19 protein-coding genes are annotated in these 18,240 nt (G+C 69.4%); 12 read left to right on the forward strand and 7 right to left on the reverse strand.

What is annotated here, in order from left to right:
• The first annotated feature begins 10 nt into the window (after positions 1-10).
• The 6 genes from QN206_01630 (at position 11) to QN206_01655 (ending at position 6,044) form a co-directional block, all read left to right on the forward strand.
• Positions 11-268 (forward strand): DUF370 domain-containing protein, encoded by a 258-nt coding sequence (locus tag QN206_01630; protein ID MDR7613508.1) that lies wholly within the window; start codon positions 11-13, stop codon positions 266-268.
• Positions 269-387: 119 nt separating this feature from the next.
• Positions 388-2,283, forward strand: coding sequence for a DNA topoisomerase (ATP-hydrolyzing) subunit B (gyrB, locus tag QN206_01635; protein MDR7613509.1), 1,896 nt, complete (start codon positions 388-390; stop codon positions 2,281-2,283).
• Between the two features lie 16 nt (positions 2,284-2,299).
• Positions 2,300-4,729, forward strand: coding sequence for a DNA gyrase subunit A (gene gyrA / locus QN206_01640; GenBank protein ID MDR7613510.1), 2,430 nt, complete (start codon positions 2,300-2,302; stop codon positions 4,727-4,729).
• Positions 4,730-4,823: 94 nt separating this feature from the next.
• Complete coding sequence (locus QN206_01645; protein MDR7613511.1) at positions 4,824-5,111, forward strand: HU family DNA-binding protein; 288 nt, start codon at positions 4,824-4,826, stop codon at positions 5,109-5,111.
• A gap of 150 nt (positions 5,112-5,261) precedes the next feature.
• Positions 5,262-5,717 (forward strand): DinB family protein, encoded by a 456-nt coding sequence (locus QN206_01650; protein ID MDR7613512.1) that lies wholly within the window; start codon positions 5,262-5,264, stop codon positions 5,715-5,717.
• A 69-nt stretch (positions 5,718-5,786) separates the two neighbouring features.
• Complete coding sequence (locus QN206_01655) at positions 5,787-6,044, forward strand: hypothetical protein (GenBank protein MDR7613513.1); 258 nt, start codon at positions 5,787-5,789, stop codon at positions 6,042-6,044.
• Positions 6,045-6,047: 3 nt separating this feature from the next.
• Here the strand turns inward: QN206_01655 and QN206_01660 are convergent, their stop codons facing one another.
• Entirely contained in the window at positions 6,048-7,295 is a 1,248-nt protein-coding gene (locus QN206_01660; protein MDR7613514.1) for an FAD-dependent oxidoreductase, read from the reverse strand.
• Positions 7,296-7,397: 102 nt separating this feature from the next.
• On the opposite strand from QN206_01660, the gene QN206_01665 reads away from it, so the two are divergent.
• Positions 7,398-8,378: a site-specific DNA-methyltransferase gene (locus QN206_01665; protein MDR7613515.1), complete on the forward strand. Its 981-nt coding sequence runs from the start codon at positions 7,398-7,400 to the stop codon at positions 8,376-8,378.
• A 347-nt stretch (positions 8,379-8,725) separates the two neighbouring features.
• On the opposite strand, the gene QN206_01670 is transcribed toward QN206_01665, so the two are convergent.
• Both QN206_01670 and QN206_01675 read right to left on the reverse strand, forming a co-directional pair.
• Positions 8,726-9,487, reverse strand: coding sequence for an ABC transporter permease (locus QN206_01670; GenBank protein MDR7613516.1), 762 nt, complete (start codon positions 9,485-9,487; stop codon positions 8,726-8,728).
• On the reverse strand, positions 9,487-10,407 hold the full coding sequence (locus tag QN206_01675) for an ABC transporter ATP-binding protein (protein MDR7613517.1): 921 nt from the start codon (positions 10,405-10,407) through the stop codon (positions 9,487-9,489). Before QN206_01675 ends, QN206_01670 begins: the two co-directional genes overlap by 1 nt.
• Before the next feature lie 163 nt (positions 10,408-10,570).
• Here QN206_01675 and rsgA point away from each other — a divergent pair, with 163 nt between their 5' ends.
• Complete coding sequence (gene rsgA, locus QN206_01680) at positions 10,571-11,488, forward strand: ribosome small subunit-dependent GTPase A (protein ID MDR7613518.1); 918 nt, start codon at positions 10,571-10,573, stop codon at positions 11,486-11,488.
• Positions 11,485-12,129 (forward strand): histidine phosphatase family protein, encoded by a 645-nt coding sequence (locus tag QN206_01685; protein ID MDR7613519.1) that lies wholly within the window; start codon positions 11,485-11,487, stop codon positions 12,127-12,129. Before rsgA ends, QN206_01685 begins: the two co-directional genes overlap by 4 nt.
• Before the next feature lie 2 nt (positions 12,130-12,131).
• On the opposite strand, the gene QN206_01690 is transcribed toward QN206_01685, so the two are convergent.
• Positions 12,132-12,989, reverse strand: coding sequence for a hypothetical protein (locus QN206_01690; GenBank protein MDR7613520.1), 858 nt, complete (start codon positions 12,987-12,989; stop codon positions 12,132-12,134).
• 44 nt (positions 12,990-13,033) lie between these two features.
• On the opposite strand from QN206_01690, the gene QN206_01695 reads away from it, so the two are divergent.
• Positions 13,034-14,467 carry a BON domain-containing protein gene (locus QN206_01695; GenBank protein MDR7613521.1) on the forward strand — a complete coding sequence of 478 codons (1,434 nt, stop codon included), beginning with the start codon at positions 13,034-13,036 and terminating at the stop codon, positions 14,465-14,467.
• Here the strand turns inward: QN206_01695 and QN206_01700 are convergent.
• The 3 genes from QN206_01700 to selD form a co-directional block, all read right to left on the reverse strand.
• Positions 14,464-15,306, reverse strand: a complete 843-nt coding sequence (locus QN206_01700) for a ParB/RepB/Spo0J family partition protein (GenBank protein MDR7613522.1) — start codon at positions 15,304-15,306, stop codon at positions 14,464-14,466. The genes QN206_01695 and QN206_01700 overlap by 4 nt on opposite strands.
• Positions 15,270-15,536 (reverse strand): hypothetical protein, encoded by a 267-nt coding sequence (locus tag QN206_01705; protein ID MDR7613523.1) that lies wholly within the window; start codon positions 15,534-15,536, stop codon positions 15,270-15,272. Before QN206_01705 ends, QN206_01700 begins: the two co-directional genes overlap by 37 nt.
• 155 nt (positions 15,537-15,691) lie before the next feature.
• On the reverse strand, positions 15,692-16,741 hold the full coding sequence (selD, locus tag QN206_01710) for a selenide, water dikinase SelD (protein MDR7613524.1): 1,050 nt from the start codon (positions 16,739-16,741) through the stop codon (positions 15,692-15,694).
• Between the two features lie 111 nt (positions 16,742-16,852).
• Between selD and QN206_01715 the strand changes: the two genes are divergently transcribed.
• Both QN206_01715 and QN206_01720 read left to right on the forward strand, forming a co-directional pair.
• Entirely contained in the window at positions 16,853-17,785 is a 933-nt protein-coding gene (locus QN206_01715; GenBank protein ID MDR7613525.1) for a LysR family transcriptional regulator, read from the forward strand.
• Complete coding sequence (locus QN206_01720; protein ID MDR7613526.1) at positions 17,786-18,199, forward strand: archease; 414 nt, start codon at positions 17,786-17,788, stop codon at positions 18,197-18,199.
• Positions 18,200-18,240: the final 41 nt, after the last annotated feature.

Genomic DNA, 18,240 nt, shown 5'->3' on the forward strand with positions numbered 1-18,240 from the left:
GGGTTGCCGCATGTACCTGCACTTGGGCGGGGATCTCGTGGTCCCCTTCCGGGAGATCGTGGCCATCCTGGACCTCCGGTTCCTCCGGGCCTCGGAGGTGAACCAGACTTTCCTGCGCCGGGCCGCGGAGGCGGGCCGGCTCTCCGGCACCGAGCTCAGCCGCGCCCGGGCCCTGGTGGTGACCGTCCGGGGACTGTACGCGAGTCCCGTCTCTCCCAAGACCCTCGCCCGGAGGGCCCAGACGGGCTGGTGGAAGCGGGATTCCTAGCCTGAAACCCGCTTGCCAGAAGGGTTTGGGACGTTGACGGCCTCCACACTTTCCAGTATCCTTTCATCTGTTAATGCGATCTCTCCAGACCGTTACGCCGCGGAACCGGAGGCCGAGGGATGTCCGAACTGACATACGAGGCACATCAGATCGAGGTCCTGGAGGGCCTGGAGGCGGTCCGCCGGCGTCCCGGGATGTACATCGGGAGCACCGGAAGCCGTGGTCTGCACCACCTCCTGTGGGAGGTGGTGGACAACAGCGTGGACGAGGCCCTGGCGGGGAGGTGCACCCGGATCGACGTGGTGCTCCACCAGGACGGGAGCGCCACGGTGACCGACGACGGCGGCGGAATCCCGGTGGAGATCCATCCCCAGACCAAGAAGAGCACGGTGGAGACCGTGCTCACCCTGCTTCACGCGGGCGCCAAGTTCGGGAGCGGGGCCTACAAGGTGTCCGGTGGGCTGCACGGGGTGGGGGTATCCGTAGTGAACGCCCTCTCGGAGTGGCTGGAGGTGGAAGTCCGGCGGGGAGGGAAGCGCTGGCGGCAGCGGTACAGCCGGGGAAAGCCCACCACGCCGCTTGAGGCGGTGGGGGAGGCCCGGGGCACGGGGACCCGGGTGACCTTCAAGCCCGACCCGCAGATTTTCGTGGAGACGGAGTTCCAGTACGAGGTGGTGCGGGAGCGGCTGGAGGAGCTCGCCTACCTCAACGCGGGCCTGCGGCTTGTGCTCACGGACGAGCGCACGGGCAGGCGGGAGGAGTTCTGCTACGAGGGCGGGATCGCGGAGCTCGTGCGTTCCCTGAACCGGCACAAAAAGGTCCTCAACGACCCCCCTTTCTACCTCCGGCGGGAGCGGGAGCGGGTGGAGGTGGAGGTGGCCATCCAGTACAACGAGGGATACGTGGAGCACGTCCTCTCCTTCGTGAACACCATCCCCACCACGGAGGGCGGCACGCACCTCGCGGGCTTCCGCTCCGCCCTGACCCGCGTGGCCAACGACTACGCCCGCCGCACCGGGATGCTGAAGGAGGGAGAGGAGTCCCTGGTGGGGGAGGATGTGCGGGAGGGGCTGAGCGCGGTCCTCAGCCTCAAGATGCCCGACCCCCAGTTCGAAGGCCAGACCAAGACCAAGCTCGGGAACACCGAGGTCAAGGGGATCGTGGAGTCGCTGCTCGGGGAGGCGTGGGCGGACTACCTGGAGACCCATCCCACGGAGGCCCGGCGGATCGTGGCGAAGGCCATCCAGGCCATGCGGGCCCGGGAGGCGGCCCGGCAGGCCCGGGAGTTGGTGCGCCGCAAGAGTGCCCTGGAGGTGAGTACGCTTCCCGGCAAGCTCGCGGACTGCTCCGAGCGGGATCCCCTGCGGGCGGAGCTCTTCATCGTGGAGGGCGATTCCGCAGGGGGGTCTGCCAAGCAGGGCCGAGATCGGCGGTTCCAGGCCATCCTCCCCATCCAGGGCAAGATCCTCAACGTGGAGAAGGCGCGCCTGGATAAGATGCTCAACCACGAGGAGATCCGGGCCATCATCACGGCCCTGGGAACGGGGATCGGCCCGGAGTTCGACCTCAACAAGCGCCGGTACGACAAGGTGATCGTCATGACGGACGCGGACGTGGACGGTGCCCACATTCGCACCCTGCTGCTGACCTTCTTCTACCGGTACATGAGGCCCCTCATCGAGCACGGGAAGGTGTACGTGGCCGTGCCTCCCCTGTACCTGGTCCGCAACGGTCCCCGGAAGCGGTACGCATACTCCGACGAGGAGCTCGCGGCCGTCCTCAAGGAGTGGAAGGGGCAGGTGGAGGTGCAGCGGTACAAGGGGCTGGGCGAGATGAACCCGGATCAGCTGTGGGAGACCACCATGGATCCCCGCACCCGGACCCTCATCCGGGTGGAGATTGAGGACGCGGAAGCGGCGGACCGCATCTTCAGCACCCTCATGGGGGAGGCGGTGGAGCCCCGCCGGCAGTTCATCGTGCGCTACGCCCGGGAGGTGCGCAACCTGGACATTTAACATCTGAGGGAAGGCCATGGCCATCGACGAACGAGTCCTGCCCAAGCCCGTGGAGCGCGAGATGCAGGAGGCGTACCTGGACTACGCCATGTCCGTCATCGTGTCCCGGGCGCTTCCGGACGTGCGGGACGGGCTCAAGCCCGTGCAGCGGCGGATTCTCGTGGCCATGCATGACCTGGGCCTGGCGCCGAACCGCCCTTACCGGAAGTGCGCGAAGATCTGCGGGGACACCTCCGGCAACTACCACCCCCACGGGGAGGGAGTCATCTACCCCACCCTGGTGCGCATGGCCCAGGCGTGGGTGATGCGCTACCCCCTCGTGGACGGGCAGGGGAACTTCGGGAGCATCGACGACGATCCCCCGGCTCAGATGCGCTACACGGAGGCCCGGCTCACGGCCGTGGCGCAAGAGATGCTGGCGGATCTCGACAAGGACACCGTGGACTTCGTCCCCAACTTCGACCAGAGCCGCCAGGAGCCCACGGTCCTGCCTGCCCGCTTCCCAAACCTCCTCGTGAACGGGGCGAGCGGGATCGCGGTGGGCATGGCCACCAACATCCCCCCCCACAACCTCCGGGAGATCTGCGACGCCCTCGTGGCCCTGCTCGAGGATCCCAACCGTTCCACCGAGGACCTCATGAAGATCGTCCGGGGCCCTGATTTCCCCACGGGCGGCCTGATCCTGGGCCGGGAGGGGATCCGGGAGACGTACACCAAGGGTCGGGGCACCATCGTGATGCGGGCCAAGGCCCACATCGAGGAGCTGCGGGGCGGCAGGCGGGCCATCGTGGTCACGGAGCTCCCCTACATGGTGAACAAGGCCGCCCTCATCAGCCGCATCGCGGAGCTCGTGCGGGAGAAGAAGATCCAGGGCATCGGAGACCTCCGGGACGAGTCCGACCGGGAGGGCATCCGGGTGGTCATGGAGCTTCGGCGGGAGGCGAATCCTCAGGTGGTCTTAAACCAGCTCTACAAGCATACCCAGATGCAGACGAACTTCGGAGCCATCCTCCTGGCCTTGGTGGGCGGAGTCCCCCGCCTGCTCACCCTCCGGGAGCTGCTGTGGCACTACCTGGAGCACCGGCGCAGCGTGACCACCCGCCGGGTGCGGTTTGAACTGGCCCGCGCGGAGGAGCGGGCCCACATCCTGGAGGGGTTAAAGGTGGCCCTGGACCACCTGGACCAGGTGATCGCCCTGATCCGGGCGAGCAAGGACGTCCCCACGGCCCGGGAGGGGCTCATGAGGACCTTCGGACTCACCGAGCGGCAGGCGGAGGCCATCCTGGAGATGCGGCTGCAGCGCCTCACCGGCCTGGAGCGGGGCAAGGTGGAGGAGGAGTACCGGGAGCTCCTCAAGACCATCGCGTACTACGAAGACGTGCTGCGGGATCCCCGGAAGGTGGATGGCATCCTCCGGGAGGAGATCCTGGAGATCAAGGAAAAGTACGGGGATCCGCGGCGCACGAGGATCACCGCCGCGGAGGAGGCCACCTTTGAGGAGGAGGACCTCATCCCCGACACGGAGGTGGTGATCACCCTCACCCGGGACGGCTTTATCAAGCGGGTGCCGCTCGAGACCTACCGGGCCCAGCGCCGGGGCGGCCGCGGGGTGGTGGGCGCCGCGGCCCGGGAGGAGGACTTCGTGGAGCACCTCTTGGTCACCACCAACCACACCTACCTCCTCTTCTTCACCAACCGGGGCAAGGTGTACCGGCTTCGGGCCTTTGACGTACCGGAATCGGGCCGCACCGCCCGCGGAACGGGACTCATGAACCTGGTGAACCTGGGGCCCGCGGAGCGGGTCACCGCGGTGATCCCCGTGCGGTCTTTCGAGGACGGGGGGTATCTCCTCATGGTGACCAAGCAGGGCCTCGTGAAGAAGACGGGCCTGTTGGAGTTCCTGGGGACCCGGAGGGCGGGGCTCGTGGCCATCACCCTCAAGCCCGGGGACGAGCTCGTGGCCGTGCGGCTCACGGACGGCAGGCGGGAGGTGATCCTGGGAACCCGGCAGGGGCAGTGCATCCGGTTCCGGGAGGGGGGGGTGCGGGAGATGGGCCGGGCCGCGGGAGGCGTCCTCGGCATCCGGTTGCGGCCGGGGGATGAGGTGGTGGGGGCCGCGGTGGCCGGTGAGAAGCCGGAGATCCTCACGGTGACGGACCAAGGGTTTGCCACCCGTACCCGGGTGGAGGAGTATCGGCTGCAGGCGCGGGGCGGGGCAGGGGTCCGCAACGTGCGGGTGGGCCCAAAGAACGGGCAGGTGGTGGCCATCCGGGGCGTGGGGCCGGAGGACGAGCTCCTCCTGGTCTCGGAGGGTGGGCAGATCCTCCGGACGTCGGTGCGGGAGATCCGCACGGTGGGCAGGGGGGCCCAGGGCGTGCGGGTGATGCGGCTCGGCCCGGGCGACCGGGTGAGCGCGGTGGCCGTGGTGGAGCCGCCGCAGGGATGATTTTTAAAATCCCCTTGGAGGCTAGAAAGGAGTCGGGACGCGGGTTGTAGAAATTTGCCGGCCGGAAGCACACTGCAGCGGGAGGAGGGAGGAGATGAACAAGGAGCAGCTCGTGGAGCGGATCGCGCAGGTCGCCGGCCTCAGCAAGAAGGACGCGAACGCGGCGCTGGACGCGGCGCTGGACGCCATCAGGACGGCCTTGCGACGCGGGGAGAAGGTCACCCTGGTGGGGTTCGGGACCTTCCAGGTGCGGGAGCGGAGGGCCCGGGAGGGCCGGAACCCGCAGACGGGAGAGAAGATCCGGATCCCCGCCCGCAAGGTGCCCGCGTTCACCGCAGGTAAGGAACTCCGGACCGCGGTGGCCGGCGCCCGCCGCCGTTGAGCGCGCGGCCGCGCGAACCGAGGACGCCCGGGGAACCCCCGGGCGTTTTTTGCCCTCGGAGACCTCTCGGGCGGGCCAGGCCGACCCGGGAGTGGGCCGGCCTGAGGGCCCTTCGATAAACTGAGGGAGGGGAGAGCACAGGAGGGAGTCATGGGAGAGGCCCAGCGGCTCGGGGCGTACCTCGATGAGATCCGGGAGGCGGTGCTCAGGACCGTGGAACCCCTGAGGGAGGACCAGCTCAACCGAAGGCCTCCGGGACTGCTGAACACCCCGGGAATCCTCCTGCGGCACCTTGCGGGTTCGGAGCGGTACTGGATCCACCGGACCGTGGGCGGGGAGGCGTTCCAGCGTGACCGGGAGGCGGAGTTCTCCCTGGAGGTGCCGGTGCGCAAGGACGAGGTCCTGGAAGCGATCCGAAGGGTGGGAGAGCACACGCGGCGGATCCTCCAGCACCTCCCGGACGAGGCCCTGGAGGACGTGGTGGAGGTCCAGCGGGGAGATCGCACGGACATGGCCACGAAGCGGTACGCCATCCTCCACACGATTTCCCATTACAGCTACCACCTGGGGCAGCTGCGCATCTACGCGAGGCTCCTAGCCTCCTGAAGCCCGGTCCCGAGTCATCCGAGGATCGCCTGGGGGGAGGGGCGTCACTCCGGGGGACGAGGTGCGCGGATGCGGGTGGGACTTGCCTTCCTGTGGATCCTCGCCGCCATCGCGGAGGGGTATCGCCGGATCTCCGGGACGCTTCCCGACGCCTTCTACGCGGTGGGTCCGTGGTTCGCACTCCTCCTGACCCTCATCCCCCTGGTGGCAGCGGTGCGGGAGTTCCGGGAGGGCCAGCGGACCGAGGGCGTCAAGAGCGGCCTTTGGACCCTCCTGGGCCTCGTGACGCTGCTCTTCGGCCCGGACTGGCTGCGGTTCGGCGGTTAGGGGTCAGGTCCTGGGGGCCAGACGTCCCGGAAAGAGGGATTGCGGGTACCGGGTGGATCCCGTCACCAGGATCTCCGCGATCATGCGACCTGCGAGGAAGGCGAAGGCGAGCCCCTGCCCGGTGTAGCCGGCCGCGAGCAGGAGACCAGATTCGCCCGGAACCGGCCCAAGGAGAGGCAGGTGATCCCTGCTGATGCCGATGGCCCCGCTCCACCGGTGGGTGACGGGGAGGGGCGGTGGAACGCCCAGGCCCCGTAGGTATGCCTCCAGGGCCCCCTGGACGCCCGGATGCAGCCGGTCCTCCGTCCCCACTTCTTCCTGGGCGTACAGCCGGCGCAGTCCGCCCAGCACCACGCAGCCCGTGGGGGTCTGCCGCCAGTACTCAAGCCCGTCGTTCGCGTAAAACAGGTGCGCAAACAACCGCCGGGGAAGCGGGGCCGTGGCGAGCACCTGACCCCGCACCGCCCGGACCCACCTCGCCCAGGGGGCCTCCAGGTTCTCCGTGTAGGCATCCAGGGCAAGGACCAGCCGGTCCGCCTGGACCGTTCCGGAAGGGGTTACCGCCTTCCACCCCGCTCCTGCCCGCTCGATGCCCACCACGGGAGTGCCCTCGAAGATCCGGACCCCGCGGCGCTCCGCCACCGCCGCGAGCCCCCGGGTGAACCGGACGGGGTGGATGCCGATGTCCCGGGGGTTGAGCATCCCGCCCGCGAACCCGGGACGTCCCCCGAGCCGCTCCGCCACCTCCTCCGCCTCGAGGAGCCGGACCGGGAACCCGTCCTCGGAGAGCAGGGCCACCTCCCGGGCGAGCTCCTCGAGCTCCTGGCGATCCGAGGCGAGGGCTACGCTCCCGCAGGGATCCACCTCCGCCTCGATCCCCTCCTCCCCGCAGGCCTGCAGCATCCGCTCCCGGTTCTCCACGGTGAAGGCCCAGAGCGCCTTGGCCTCACCCCGACCGAACCGGGCGATGAGGTCCGCATACCCCGGAGTCGTGCCTTCCTGGACGAACCCACCGTTCCGGCCGGTGGCTCCGCCCGCCACCACGCCCCGCTCCAGCACGCAGCAGGCCGCCCCCTCCCGGCTCAGCCAGTAGGCCACCGAGATCCCCGTGATCCCGCCTCCCACCACGGCTACCGGGAGGTGGAGGTTGCCCCGTAGCGGAGGTCGGGGCTCATACGGCTCGTCCAGCCACAGGGAGACGGTGGGGCCTGCGGTGGAACCGACGGGTCGAAAGGCAAACGCGTCCGGCACACGAGGATTGTACTCCCAGGGGAGGAGTTTCCAACCCTGCCGAGAACCAATTCAGGGGGAACGCCTGTACGCTATGCGTTCACGACGGATCGAGGAGCCGAAATGAGGACTCCCTACATATACAGCAGAGGACGGTGCACCGCCCGCCTGTATGAGGGCGATAGCCTCTCCATGCCCGAGCTTCGGGACGAGGAAATCGCGTTGACCGTCACCTCTCCTCCTTACTGGAATTCCATTGACTACGATCGCCACGCTCAGGATCCCGGCCAGTGGTACCGAACCCGTTCCTACGGTCACGAGGACTACGAAAGTTTCTTAAATTGGCTGGTGCGTGCCTTCGGGGAGGTCTACCGTGTCACCAAACCCGGTGGTTATCTCTGTGTGGTCGTCGGTACCGTCCTTTTTCAGGGTCGGCATTACCCGGTGCCGCAGGACCTGGTGAGTCGGTTGTCCCGGAGCGGGTGGGAATTCGAGCAGGACATTATCTGGCACAAGACCACGGCGGGAGTCCGCAGGGCCGGGGTCTTCATCCAGAAACCGTATCCGGGGTATTACCACCCGAACATCATGACCGAGTACATCCTGGTTTTCAGGAAGCCCGGGCCTCCCATTTACAGGGAGAGGACGGAGTCTGAGCGACGGAATGCTCGGGTGCCGGTCACAGACGTATTCACCCGGGACGTGGCCAACAACGTTTGGCATATCGCTCCGGTCCCTCCCGGTACCCTGGACCACCCGTGTCCGTTCCCCGAGGAAATTCCTTACCGCCTGATCCAGCTCTACTCTTATCCCGATGAGGTTGTTCTGGATCCGTTTCTGGGCTCGGGTCAGGTGGCGAAGGTGGCCCTGCACCTCGGGCGTCACGCGGTGGGCTACGACATCGTTCCTCAATACGTGACCTACGCCTACGGCAGGTTATCCGAGCCGCTTCGGGTAAGGCGAAAGCAACTGGTGGTGGAGTTCCGGGCGGTTGGCGTCTTTTCCCCTGTGGGGGGAGGGTGGAGCGGACGGGGGGAGGCACCGGCTGATGCGCAGCTGGAGCTGCGGACTTCGCATGCCCATCCGATGGATCCCCGCTCCTGACCTGCACGCGCGCCTGGCGGAGTTCGTGGAGGCCCTGGGGTTCCATCACGTCCGGCTCGACCGGGTGCGCTGCGTGCGGGCCTACGGAGGGAGGGCCAACGCCTGGGCCCGCATCTGGGGGCTTCCCCGCATCTTCCAGGAGGCTTTTGGCATCGGTCCCGCCTACGTCATCGAGTTCCTGGAGCCCGGGTTCGGACGCCTCCCGCCGGACGAGCAGGACCGGGTGATCCTCCACGAGTTGCTGCACATCCCCTCAACCTTCAGCGGAGGCCTGCGGCCCGAGCGGTCCCGATCGTTCGTCATCAACCGGCGCACCGTGGAACGGTACTACCGCCGCTACCTCCGCCTCACTGGACGAGGCGGCGCCGCAACAGCACCGCGGGGACGGGGAGGAGGACGGCCGCCACGAGAAGGAGCCAGAGGAGGTCCCCCCAAGCCGCGGCGGGATCCCCGAAGGCGAAGGCCCGGGAGGCGCGCACCGCGTGGTACAGGGGTGCAAACCAGGCAGCCCGCTGCACCCAGTCGGGGAGGGCCTCCAGCGGGAAGAAGATCCCGCTGAACATGAACTGGGGGGTGATCCACAGGGAGAAGTAGTACGTGAAGAGGTCGATGGAGGGGGTGAGGGCGGTGAAGGCGAGGCCGAGTGCGGAGAACACCAGTCCTGCGACGAAGAACACCGCGGGAAGAAGGAGGCTCCACCAGGACTGCACCGCGCCGAACAGGGCCGCCACGGCCGAAAAGGCGCTCCCGTAGATCACGCTGCGGGTCGCCCCCCAGAGCACCTCCCCCACCGCTAGGTCCTCCGCGGAAAGCGGCGTGGTGATGATGGCCTCGTAGGCGCGCTCGTAGGCGAACTGCACGTAGGCGTTGTAGGTACACTCGAAGGTCGCCCCGTACATGGCCGCGGAGGCCGCGAGCCCCGTGGCCACGAAGGCCATGTACGGAACCCCGTCCACCTCCCGCAGGTAGCTTCCCAGCCCCACCCCCAGGGCCACGAGGTACAGCACGGGCTCCAGGAAGTTCTCCGGGAGCGCGGTGAGGAAGATCCGTCGGAAGATGAGGAGGTTGCGCTGCCAGAACCGGAACGCACCCCGCAACGAAAGGTCCATCACTCCCGTAGCCTCCTTCCCGTGAGTCGCAGGAACACGTCCTCCAAGGTGGCCCGCCGCAAGGCCACGCCCTCGATGGGGAGGTCCAGACTTCGCACCTGGTGCACCAGCCGCTCCCCGTCCCGGGTGTGGAGCAGGACCCGGTCCCCCGTCACCTCGTGGGCCTCCGCCAGGGCGCGCAGCCGCTCCACCGCGGCCGCGGGGCCGTCCGGCGCGAGCTGGACCTCCACCACCTCCCGCCCCACGTAGCGCTCCACGAGTTCCCGGGGCGGGCCCTCCGCCACGATTCGGCCACCGTCCACGATGGCCACCCGGTCGCACAGCTGCTCCGCCTCCTCCATGTAGTGGGTGGTGAGGATCTGGGTGATGCCGGCCCGCTTAAGCTGGCGCAGCCGCTCCCACACCGCGTGCCGGGCCTGCGGATCGAGCCCCGTGGTGGGCTCGTCCAGGATCAGCAGGCGGGGGTCGCTGATGAGGGCCCGGGCGATCATCAGCCGACGCTGCATTCCGCCGCTGAGGCGCGGGATGCGCTCGTGGGCCCGATTTTGGAGCTCCACGAACCGCAACAGCTCCTCCGCCCGCCGGGCCGCCTCCGCCCAGCTCAACCCGTAGTACCGGCCGTACACCAGGAGGTTCTCCCGGACCGTCAGGGCCTCGTCCAGGGTGGTGGCCTGGTGGACGACGCCGATCCGCTGCTTGATGCGCCGGGGGTGGTGCCGCACGTCCAGGCCGAAGACCCGCAGGACGCCTTCCGTGGGCCGGGCCGCGCCGTAGATCATCTTCATGGTGGTGGTCTTGCCCGCGCCGTTGGGGCCCAGGAACCCGAAACACTCGCCCGCGCGGACCTCGAAGGAGATCCCGTCCACCGCGAGGACCGTTCCGAACCGCTTGGAGAGCTTTTTGGCTTCCACCACGGTCATATGATCCCTCCCGCGCCGGAAACCCCGGACCGAAGCCCGGGGAAGAGGCGAGGAAGTGACCCGGCGCTAGACCATGACGGTCTAAGTGTCCGGCAAGCCCCGGACTGAAGTCCGGGGTGAAGGGATTTCCACCTCCGTCGCCAACTTCCTAGGATGGCGCATGATGGAGGGAATCGTCACCAAGGCCGTGGGCGGGTTCTTCTTCGTGCACCACGGAGGCCGCACGTATCGGTGCGTGGCCCGGGGCAAGCTGCGCCGCCGGATGGCGGAGGGGGAGGGTCCCGGTCGCATCGTGCCCGGGGACCGGGTCCGGTTTGGGCTCCTCTCCGGGGAGGAGGGCGTCATCGAGGAGGTGCTGCCGCGGACCCACCAGCTGGCAAAGCCCGCGGCCGCGGATCCCCACCGCCTCCAGGTCATCGCCGCGAACGTGGACCAGGCCTGCGTGGTCTTCGCGAGCCGCCGGCCAGACCCCGACCCGCACGCCATCGACCGCTTCCTGGCCTTGGCGGAGGGGAGCGGGCTCCGGCCCTTCCTCTGCTTTAACAAGGTGGACCTGGGCGAGCCCGGGGAGCTCGCGCACCTGTACGGACGCATCGGCTATCCCGTGCTGCGCACGAGCGCCCTCACCGGCGAGGGCCTGGAGACCCTGCGGGAGACCCTGCGCGGCCACCTCACGGTGATCGTGGGGCCCAGCGGGGTGGGCAAAAGCAGCCTCCTCAACGCCCTGCTGCGTACCCACCGCCTCCGGGTGGGGGAGGTGAGCCCCCGGACCGGGCGGGGCCGGCACACCACCACCGCCGCGGAGCTGGTGACGGTGGGGGAGGACGCCTTCGTGGTGGATACCCCGGGGGTTCAGGTCCTGGAGTTCGTGCACCTGCGGCCCGAGGAGATCGCTCGGTGTTTTCCGGAAATCCGGGAGCGGGCAAGGGGGTGTGCGTTCGGGGACTGCCTGCACCGTGCGGAGCCGGGTTGCGCGGTCCGGGAGGCCATCGCGGCGGGGGAGATCCCCCTCAGCCGGTACGAGAGCTACCTGCGCATGTTGGAGGAGGCGGAGGAGGCGGAGCGGGAGCGGTACGCATGACCACCCGGGTGTTCCTGGTGCGCCACGGGCAGACGGAGTGGAACGCCCAGCGCCGCTATCAGGGCCGCTCCGACTCTCCCCTCACGCCCCTCGGGCAGGATCAGATGCGTCGGCTCGCCGCGGCCCTCGCTCAGGAGCCCGTGGCCGCGGTGTATACGAGCCCCCTCGGTCGGTGCCGGTGGGGCGCGGAGCGCATCGCGGCCGTGCACGGGCTAGAACCCATCCCGGAGCCGGATCTGGTGGAGCTGAACCACGGGATCCTCGACGGCTTGCGGGTGGAGGAGATGGAGGCGGAGGTGGGGGAACTCGTGCGCCGGTGGTGGCGGGATCCGGCCCGGGTGCGCCTGCCGGGCGGGGAGACTCTGGAGGAGGCCCGGGCCCGGGCCATGCGGGCCTTTGGACGCATCGTGGCGGAGCATCCTAACGGGACCGTGGTGGTGGTTTCCCACGCGGGCATCAACCGTCTGATCCTCCTCACCCTGCTCGGTGCACCCCTCAGTGCCTACTTCCGCCTGCAGCAGCACAACGGCGCCATCAACCTCATCGAGGCCTCCGGGGAGGAGGCGCGCATCGTCACCCTCAACGACACCTGCTACCTCAAGCTCCCCTCGGAGGACCCAGGGCTGATCGGGCAGGAGTAGCCTCAGGCCTCCCGCCGCTCGGCCCCTCCCGGGGTGCGGACGGGCGCGGGAGGGCGATAGGGGACGGGGATGTACTCCACGGAGGGCCGACGCTGGGGGGCCTGCGGGTAGAGGTCCATGAGGGCGTAGATCTCCCGCGGCATTTCCGTGGAGACCCGCAGCCCTAGGCCCCGCACCTCCTCCACGGTGATGGGGTAGTCGTGGGTCCACCGGCCCGAGGACAGCTGCTCCGCCACCTCCTCCGCCCGCTCGGGCGGGAGCTTGTCGGACAGGAGATCCCGGACCGTCTCCCGGACCTGCCGCAGGGCCTTCTCCGCGATGTCCGCGAGGATGATGGTCTGGTCTTCCACCTCGTTGAGGTTCTTGGTCTGCAGCACCCGCAGGATGCTGGCCGCGGGGAACTGGCCCAGCTGCGGGTCCACGGGCCCTAGGACCGCGTGGGGGTCCATCACGATCTCGTCCGCGGCCAGGGCGATCAGCGTCCCGCCGGACATGGCGTAGTGCGGGACGAACACCGTCACCTTCCCGGGCCGCTCCCGCAACGCCCGGGCGATCTGCTCCGCGGCCAGCACGAGCCCTCCGGGTGTGTGCAGGATGAGGTCAATGGGCATCTCCGGCGGAGTGAGCCGGATGGCCCGTAGGACCTCCTCGGAGTCATGGATGTCGATGTACCGCATGAGGGGGAAGCCCAAAAGGCTCATGGTCTCCTGCCGGTGGATGAGGGCGATGACGCGGCTGGAGCGCTTGCGCTCCAGCTCCCGCATCAGCCGCATGCGGGCCGCCTCGAGCCACCGGCGTTGAACCACGGGCTGCAGCGCAGATATGATAAAGAACAGCCAGAGTACATCGAGGACGGTCATCGCGCTCACCGAGACTCCCTGCGGGGATTCACGAAGAGGATAGCATGGGGACGCGAGATCCCGAGACCCGTCGGTTGGAGATCCGGCTCGGTGCCCGGGTGGAGACCGCGGACGGGCCTGTGGGGCAGGTCACGCGGGTGGTGGTGAGCCCGCGGGAGCGACGCATCCGGGCCCTCGTGGTCCGAGATCCCCAGGGTCGGGAGGTCCTCGTCCCCGCGGATCGGGTGGCGGACGCCACGGAGGAGGAAGTCCGGCTGGCCCTGCGGCTGTCGGACCTCGATCGGCTGGAGCCGTATCGGGCCGGGGATCACGCGCCCGCGAGCCTTGCGTGGCCCGGCTGGAAAGGGTTGCGCTCGGACGGGGCCCTGTTGCGGCTTCCGGGCTCGTTGCGCCGGATGGAGGGGGTGGAGCGGCGGGTGGAGGCGGAGGCCGAAGCCCGGCCCGACGAGTCCTTCGCCACCATCCGCCGAGGGCAGCGGGTGCTGTGTCACGACGGCCCCATCGGGCAGGTGGACATGGTGCTGGTGGACGCGCAGACCGGGAAGGTCCAGCACCTGGTGATCCGCCGGGGATGGCTGTTTTCCCGGGACGTGGCGGTGCCCGCGGACTGGGTGAGCACCATCACCCCGGACGCGGTGATCCTGGAGGCTTCCCGGGAGGCGGTGGCGCACCTCCCCCTGTACCGTCCGGACGACGAGCTGCGGCGGGACGTGGAGGAGGCCCTGCACCGGGACGAGCTGTTGCGGGTTCTGGGGCTTCCCATCCGCGTGGAGGTGGAGGACGGGGTCGTGCACCTGCTGGGGCACGTGCACAACCGGGCGCTCGCGGCCCGCGCGGAGGAACTGACGCGTTCCGTCCCGGGCGTCCTGGGCGTGGAGAACCGGCTCGTGGTAGACCTCGAGCTCCTCCAGCAGGTCTCCGCGGCGCTGGTGGCCAACCCGAAGGTGCGGCACCTCCCCGTGCACGTGCGGGTTCGGGAAGGCATCGTGGAGCTCACGGGCTCCGCTCCCACCCTGGAGGACGCCCGGGAGGTGGAGCGCACCGTGGCAGCGCTTCCGGGCGTGCGGGCGGTCAGCAACCGCCTCGCCGCACCCGGGATCCCGGAGCGCTGGGCGTGGGTGGTGCAGCCGGAGGTGGGCCAGCCCGTATTCGCCACGGACGTGGAGGTGGGCCGGGTGGAGGCGGTGGTCCTCGATCCCGCGAGCCGCCGGGTGGTGGGGGTGGTGGTGCACGGCGAGTTCCCGGATGCGGGTGCCCCTCCGGACGCCGCGGGTCCGCTGTGGGAGCGGAGCGTGGTGATCCCGCTGGAGCAGGTTGAGCGGGTGACCCTGGGCGGGGTGTTCCTCAACGTGCACGCGGGCGCCGCCGCGGAGAACCCGGACCTGGATCCGGAGCGGTACCCCCCTCCGCCTCCGGACTGGACGCCCCCGTTTCCCTACCGTGAGGGGGACGTGCGGTTGATGCCGGAGCGGACCTAACCCCTTTCCTCCCCGAACACCCGCTGCGGGTCCCGCTCGAGTTCCCGGAGCCGCTGGAGGAGCGCGTCGAAGAGGACGTCGAAGGCCACGGGCGTGCGCTTGCGGCGATGCGGGTTTGCGGCGTTGATGATCTGGTGGTAGACGTAGGGATGCCAGGTGCCCGCCTCCCGCAGTTGGGCCGCCACCGCGTGCACGAGCCGGTCCGCCTCCAGGAGCTTTGTGGCCCGGCTTCTCCGGATCTCGTAGGCGGTGCGGAGGGGGTCCGGGACAAACCCGTCGCACCTTCGCAGGAGCTGCTCGAAGGCGCTGCCCAGTAGCTTCTCGTTCTGCTCGTAGGCGATCCCCAGGGTCACGAAGTACGGGTGCTCCAGGGTGTCCACGATCTCGGGATCGCTCTCGGGAAGCTCCGGCCGGGCCTGGAGGTGCTGGCGGTAGATGGCCAGGGCCACCTGCGCCTTCTCCCGGACGTTGGGCTCCTTCTCGATGTTGAGGTTCATCATGCGCTCCGCCAGGGCGGGGGGCACCACGACCACGGGGAGCTCCCGGAGCCCCAGCTCCTTGGCCGCCAGGAACCGGTGCTGGCCGTCGATGATCAAATACTCCCCCTGGCGGAGGGCTTTGGGCACCGCCACCACCGGCACGAGGAACCCCAGCCGCTCGATGGAGGTCACCAGGCGACGCACGAGTCCCGTGCTGGGCTTGCGCTGGTGGGCGATGACCTCCAGCCGATCCACGGGCACCACGGTGAACAGGAGCTCCTGACCCCGGTGGGGATCCACAAAGGGAAAGGCCTTCGGGGGCGCTACCGCGCCCGACGCCGCCGTCCTCCGCTTGGCCACGGGGCCACCTCCTCGACAAGGTTGGGGGGTGTGGCGTACCGGCATAGGTGCCCCAGGAGCTCCGGATCTCCCAGCTCCGCGAGTCCCTGACAGATCTCCTCCAGGGAGAGCCCCACGTGCGGGCACGAGAACGCGAGGTGATACCACAGGAGCTTTGCCGCGGCGCTCAGGCGCGCGAACCGCTCGTCCTGGAGAAGCCGCGGATCCATGGCCGGACGGTGCTGCCGCACGGGCGGACCTCCGCGGTACACGCGCCGGTGAGGGGCTGTAGGAGGGCGGGTGCGCGACGACGAGGAGGGGATCCGACACCCGTTGCTCGCCGAGGGGCGGCGCACCTCCAGCTTCCACGCGGGCTCCGTTCCGTCAACCCGCTCAGGCGTTCGCCTCATGGCACCACCTCGATCCGTCCCTCCCCCTTCCCCAGGACCTCCCCGACCTCCGCGGCCCGCACGCCCCGGGCCGTGAGGGCATCCCGCAGGGCTGCCATCCGATCCGGGCCGACCGCGAGGAGGAGCCCGCCGCTCGTCTGGGCGTCGCACAGGAGGAGCTGGCAGATCTCCTCGACTTCGGGATGCCACCGCGTGTACCGGGAGGCCGCACGCCGGTTTCGGTGGGTGCCGCCGGGGAAAACGCCCTCCCGGGCGAGATCCCAAGCCTCCTCCAGCACCGGGACCCGGGAGGCGTAGAGGCGCACGTCCACGCCCGAGGCCGCCGCGAGCTCGTGGAGGTGGCCCACGAGTCCGTAGCCGGTCACGTCGGTGCACGCGTGCACACCGACCTCCACCATGGCCTCCGAGGCGGCCCGGTTCAACTCCAGCATCACCCGGGTCGCGGCCTCCGCCGCCTCCGGACTTGCCCGCTCCCGCTTGATCCCCGTGGTGATTACCCCGATCCCCAAGGGCTTGGTGAGGAGGAGCCGGTCCCCGGGCCGGGCGCCGGCGTTCGTGATCACCCGTTCCGGGTGCACGAACCCTGCCGCCGCGTACCCGAACTTGGGTTGCGGGTCGTCCAGGGAGTGCCCGCCCGCCACCACCACCCCCGCCTCCCGCATCTTTTCCGTCCCTCCCCGGACGATCTCCGCCACCACCTCCCGGGGGAGCCGGCCCTGGGGGTAGGCGAGGAGGTTGAGGGCCAGAAACGGCCGGGCGCCCATGGCGTAGAGGTCCGAGAGGCTGTTCGCGGCCGCGATGGCCCCGTAGGCGTACGGGTCGTCCACCACCGGCGTGAACACGTCCATGGTAAGGACGAGGGCCCGTTGGGCATCGAGCCGGTAGACCGCGGCGTCGTCCCGGGCCTCCAGCCCCACCAGGAGGTTGGGGTCCGGGGTCGGCGGGATCCACGCCAGGATCTGTTCCAGGTCCTCCGGACCCAGCTTGGACGCTCAACCCGCGCAGTCCACGAGGCTGGTGAGCCGTACCCTCTCCCGCTCGGTCAAGGACCCCTCCAAAGGGATGAATCCTTCCCCATTATCCCCCGAAATCCCGCGAACGCGCGTGGATCCCCCCTGGTGGAGATGGAATTCCCTCGCGTATAGTGCAGGTAGGGGATGCTGAACGTCCACCAGCTCAAGATCTTCCACACGGTGGCCCGGGCGGGGTCCTTCTCCCGTGCCGCGGAAGCCCTGGGGATCACCCAGCCCTCCGTGAGCATCCAGGTTCGGGACCTGGAGCGCGCGTTGGGGGTAGAGCTCTTTGAGCAGATCGGCAAGCGCACCTTCCTCACGGAGGCGGGGAAGGTCCTGGAGGAGTACGCCTCCCGCATCCTGAGCCTGCTGGAGGAGGCGGAGGAGGCGGTCCGGGAGGTCCGGGGTTCCTCGGGGGGCACCCTGCGGGTGGGCGCGGAGTCCACCGCGGGCACTTACCTGCTCCCCCCCGTCCTCCGGGAGGTGCGGGCCCGGTTCCCGGAGGCCGTGATCACCCTGGAGATCCAGGGGGCACGCCAGATCCAGGAAAGGATCCTCCGCAACGAGCTGGACTGCGGCATCGTGGGCCCCAGCCTCCGCCACGAGGCCCTGGTCTACATCCCCTACCGCATGGACGAGCTGGTTCCCATCGCGGCTCCGGACAGCCCCGCGGCGCGGCGGGGGGGGCTCAGCCCCGCGGAGCTCGCCCGGGAGCGGCTCATCCTCCGGGAGCGGGGGAGCGGTACCCGGGAGGCCACGGAGCAGGCCTTCCGCAACCTGGGCCTCCCCGTCAACCCCGCCATGGAGCTGCCCAGCACGGAAGCGGTGATCCAGGCCGTGGCCGCGAACCTTGGGGTAGGCATCGTCTCCCGGATCGCGGCGGAGGGGGCGATCCGGGCGGGGCAGGTGGTGGTCCTGGAGGTTCCTGACTTCCGTCCCGTGCGTGCCCTGTGGGCGGTCCGGCACGGGGAGAAGCGGCTGACGGCTTTGCTGCGCACCTTCCTCGACCTGCTCACGAGCACGCAGGTGCCGCAGACCTCGGAGGACACTTCCACGAGCGAGGCGGCGGTCTCGTAGATGCCGTTCGAGGTCCTGGAGCACACCGCGGAAGTGGGTCTGCGGGTGGAGGCGGAGAGCCTGGAGGGCGTGTTCCGGGACCTGTGTGCGGGCCTGTTTTCCCTCATCACGGATCCCTCCGCGGTGCGCCCGGAGCGTACGTGGGAGGTGACCGTGGAGGCACCGGACCGGGTGGCCCTGGCTGTGGAGTGGCTCAACGAGCTCCTTTACCTCAACGCCCGGGACGGCATGGTGGCCCACGGGGCGGAGGTCCTGGAGGTGTCCGATGGTCGCCTGCGGGCCCGCCTGCACGGGGAACCTTTCGATCCGAAGCGCCACCCCCGGGGCATCGAGGTGAAGGCCGCCACTTACCACCAGGCCCGGGTCGAGCGGGAGGGGGATCGGTGGGTGGCGGTGGTGTACGTAGACGTGTGAATCCCCGCTCCCATGCCAAAGGCGTCAGGGCCGGGAAGTCC

Source organism: Armatimonadota bacterium (assembly GCA_031460175.1).
In the GTDB taxonomy this organism is placed as follows: Bacteria; Sysuimicrobiota; Sysuimicrobiia; order Sysuimicrobiales; family Sysuimicrobiaceae; genus Sysuimicrobium; species Sysuimicrobium tengchongense.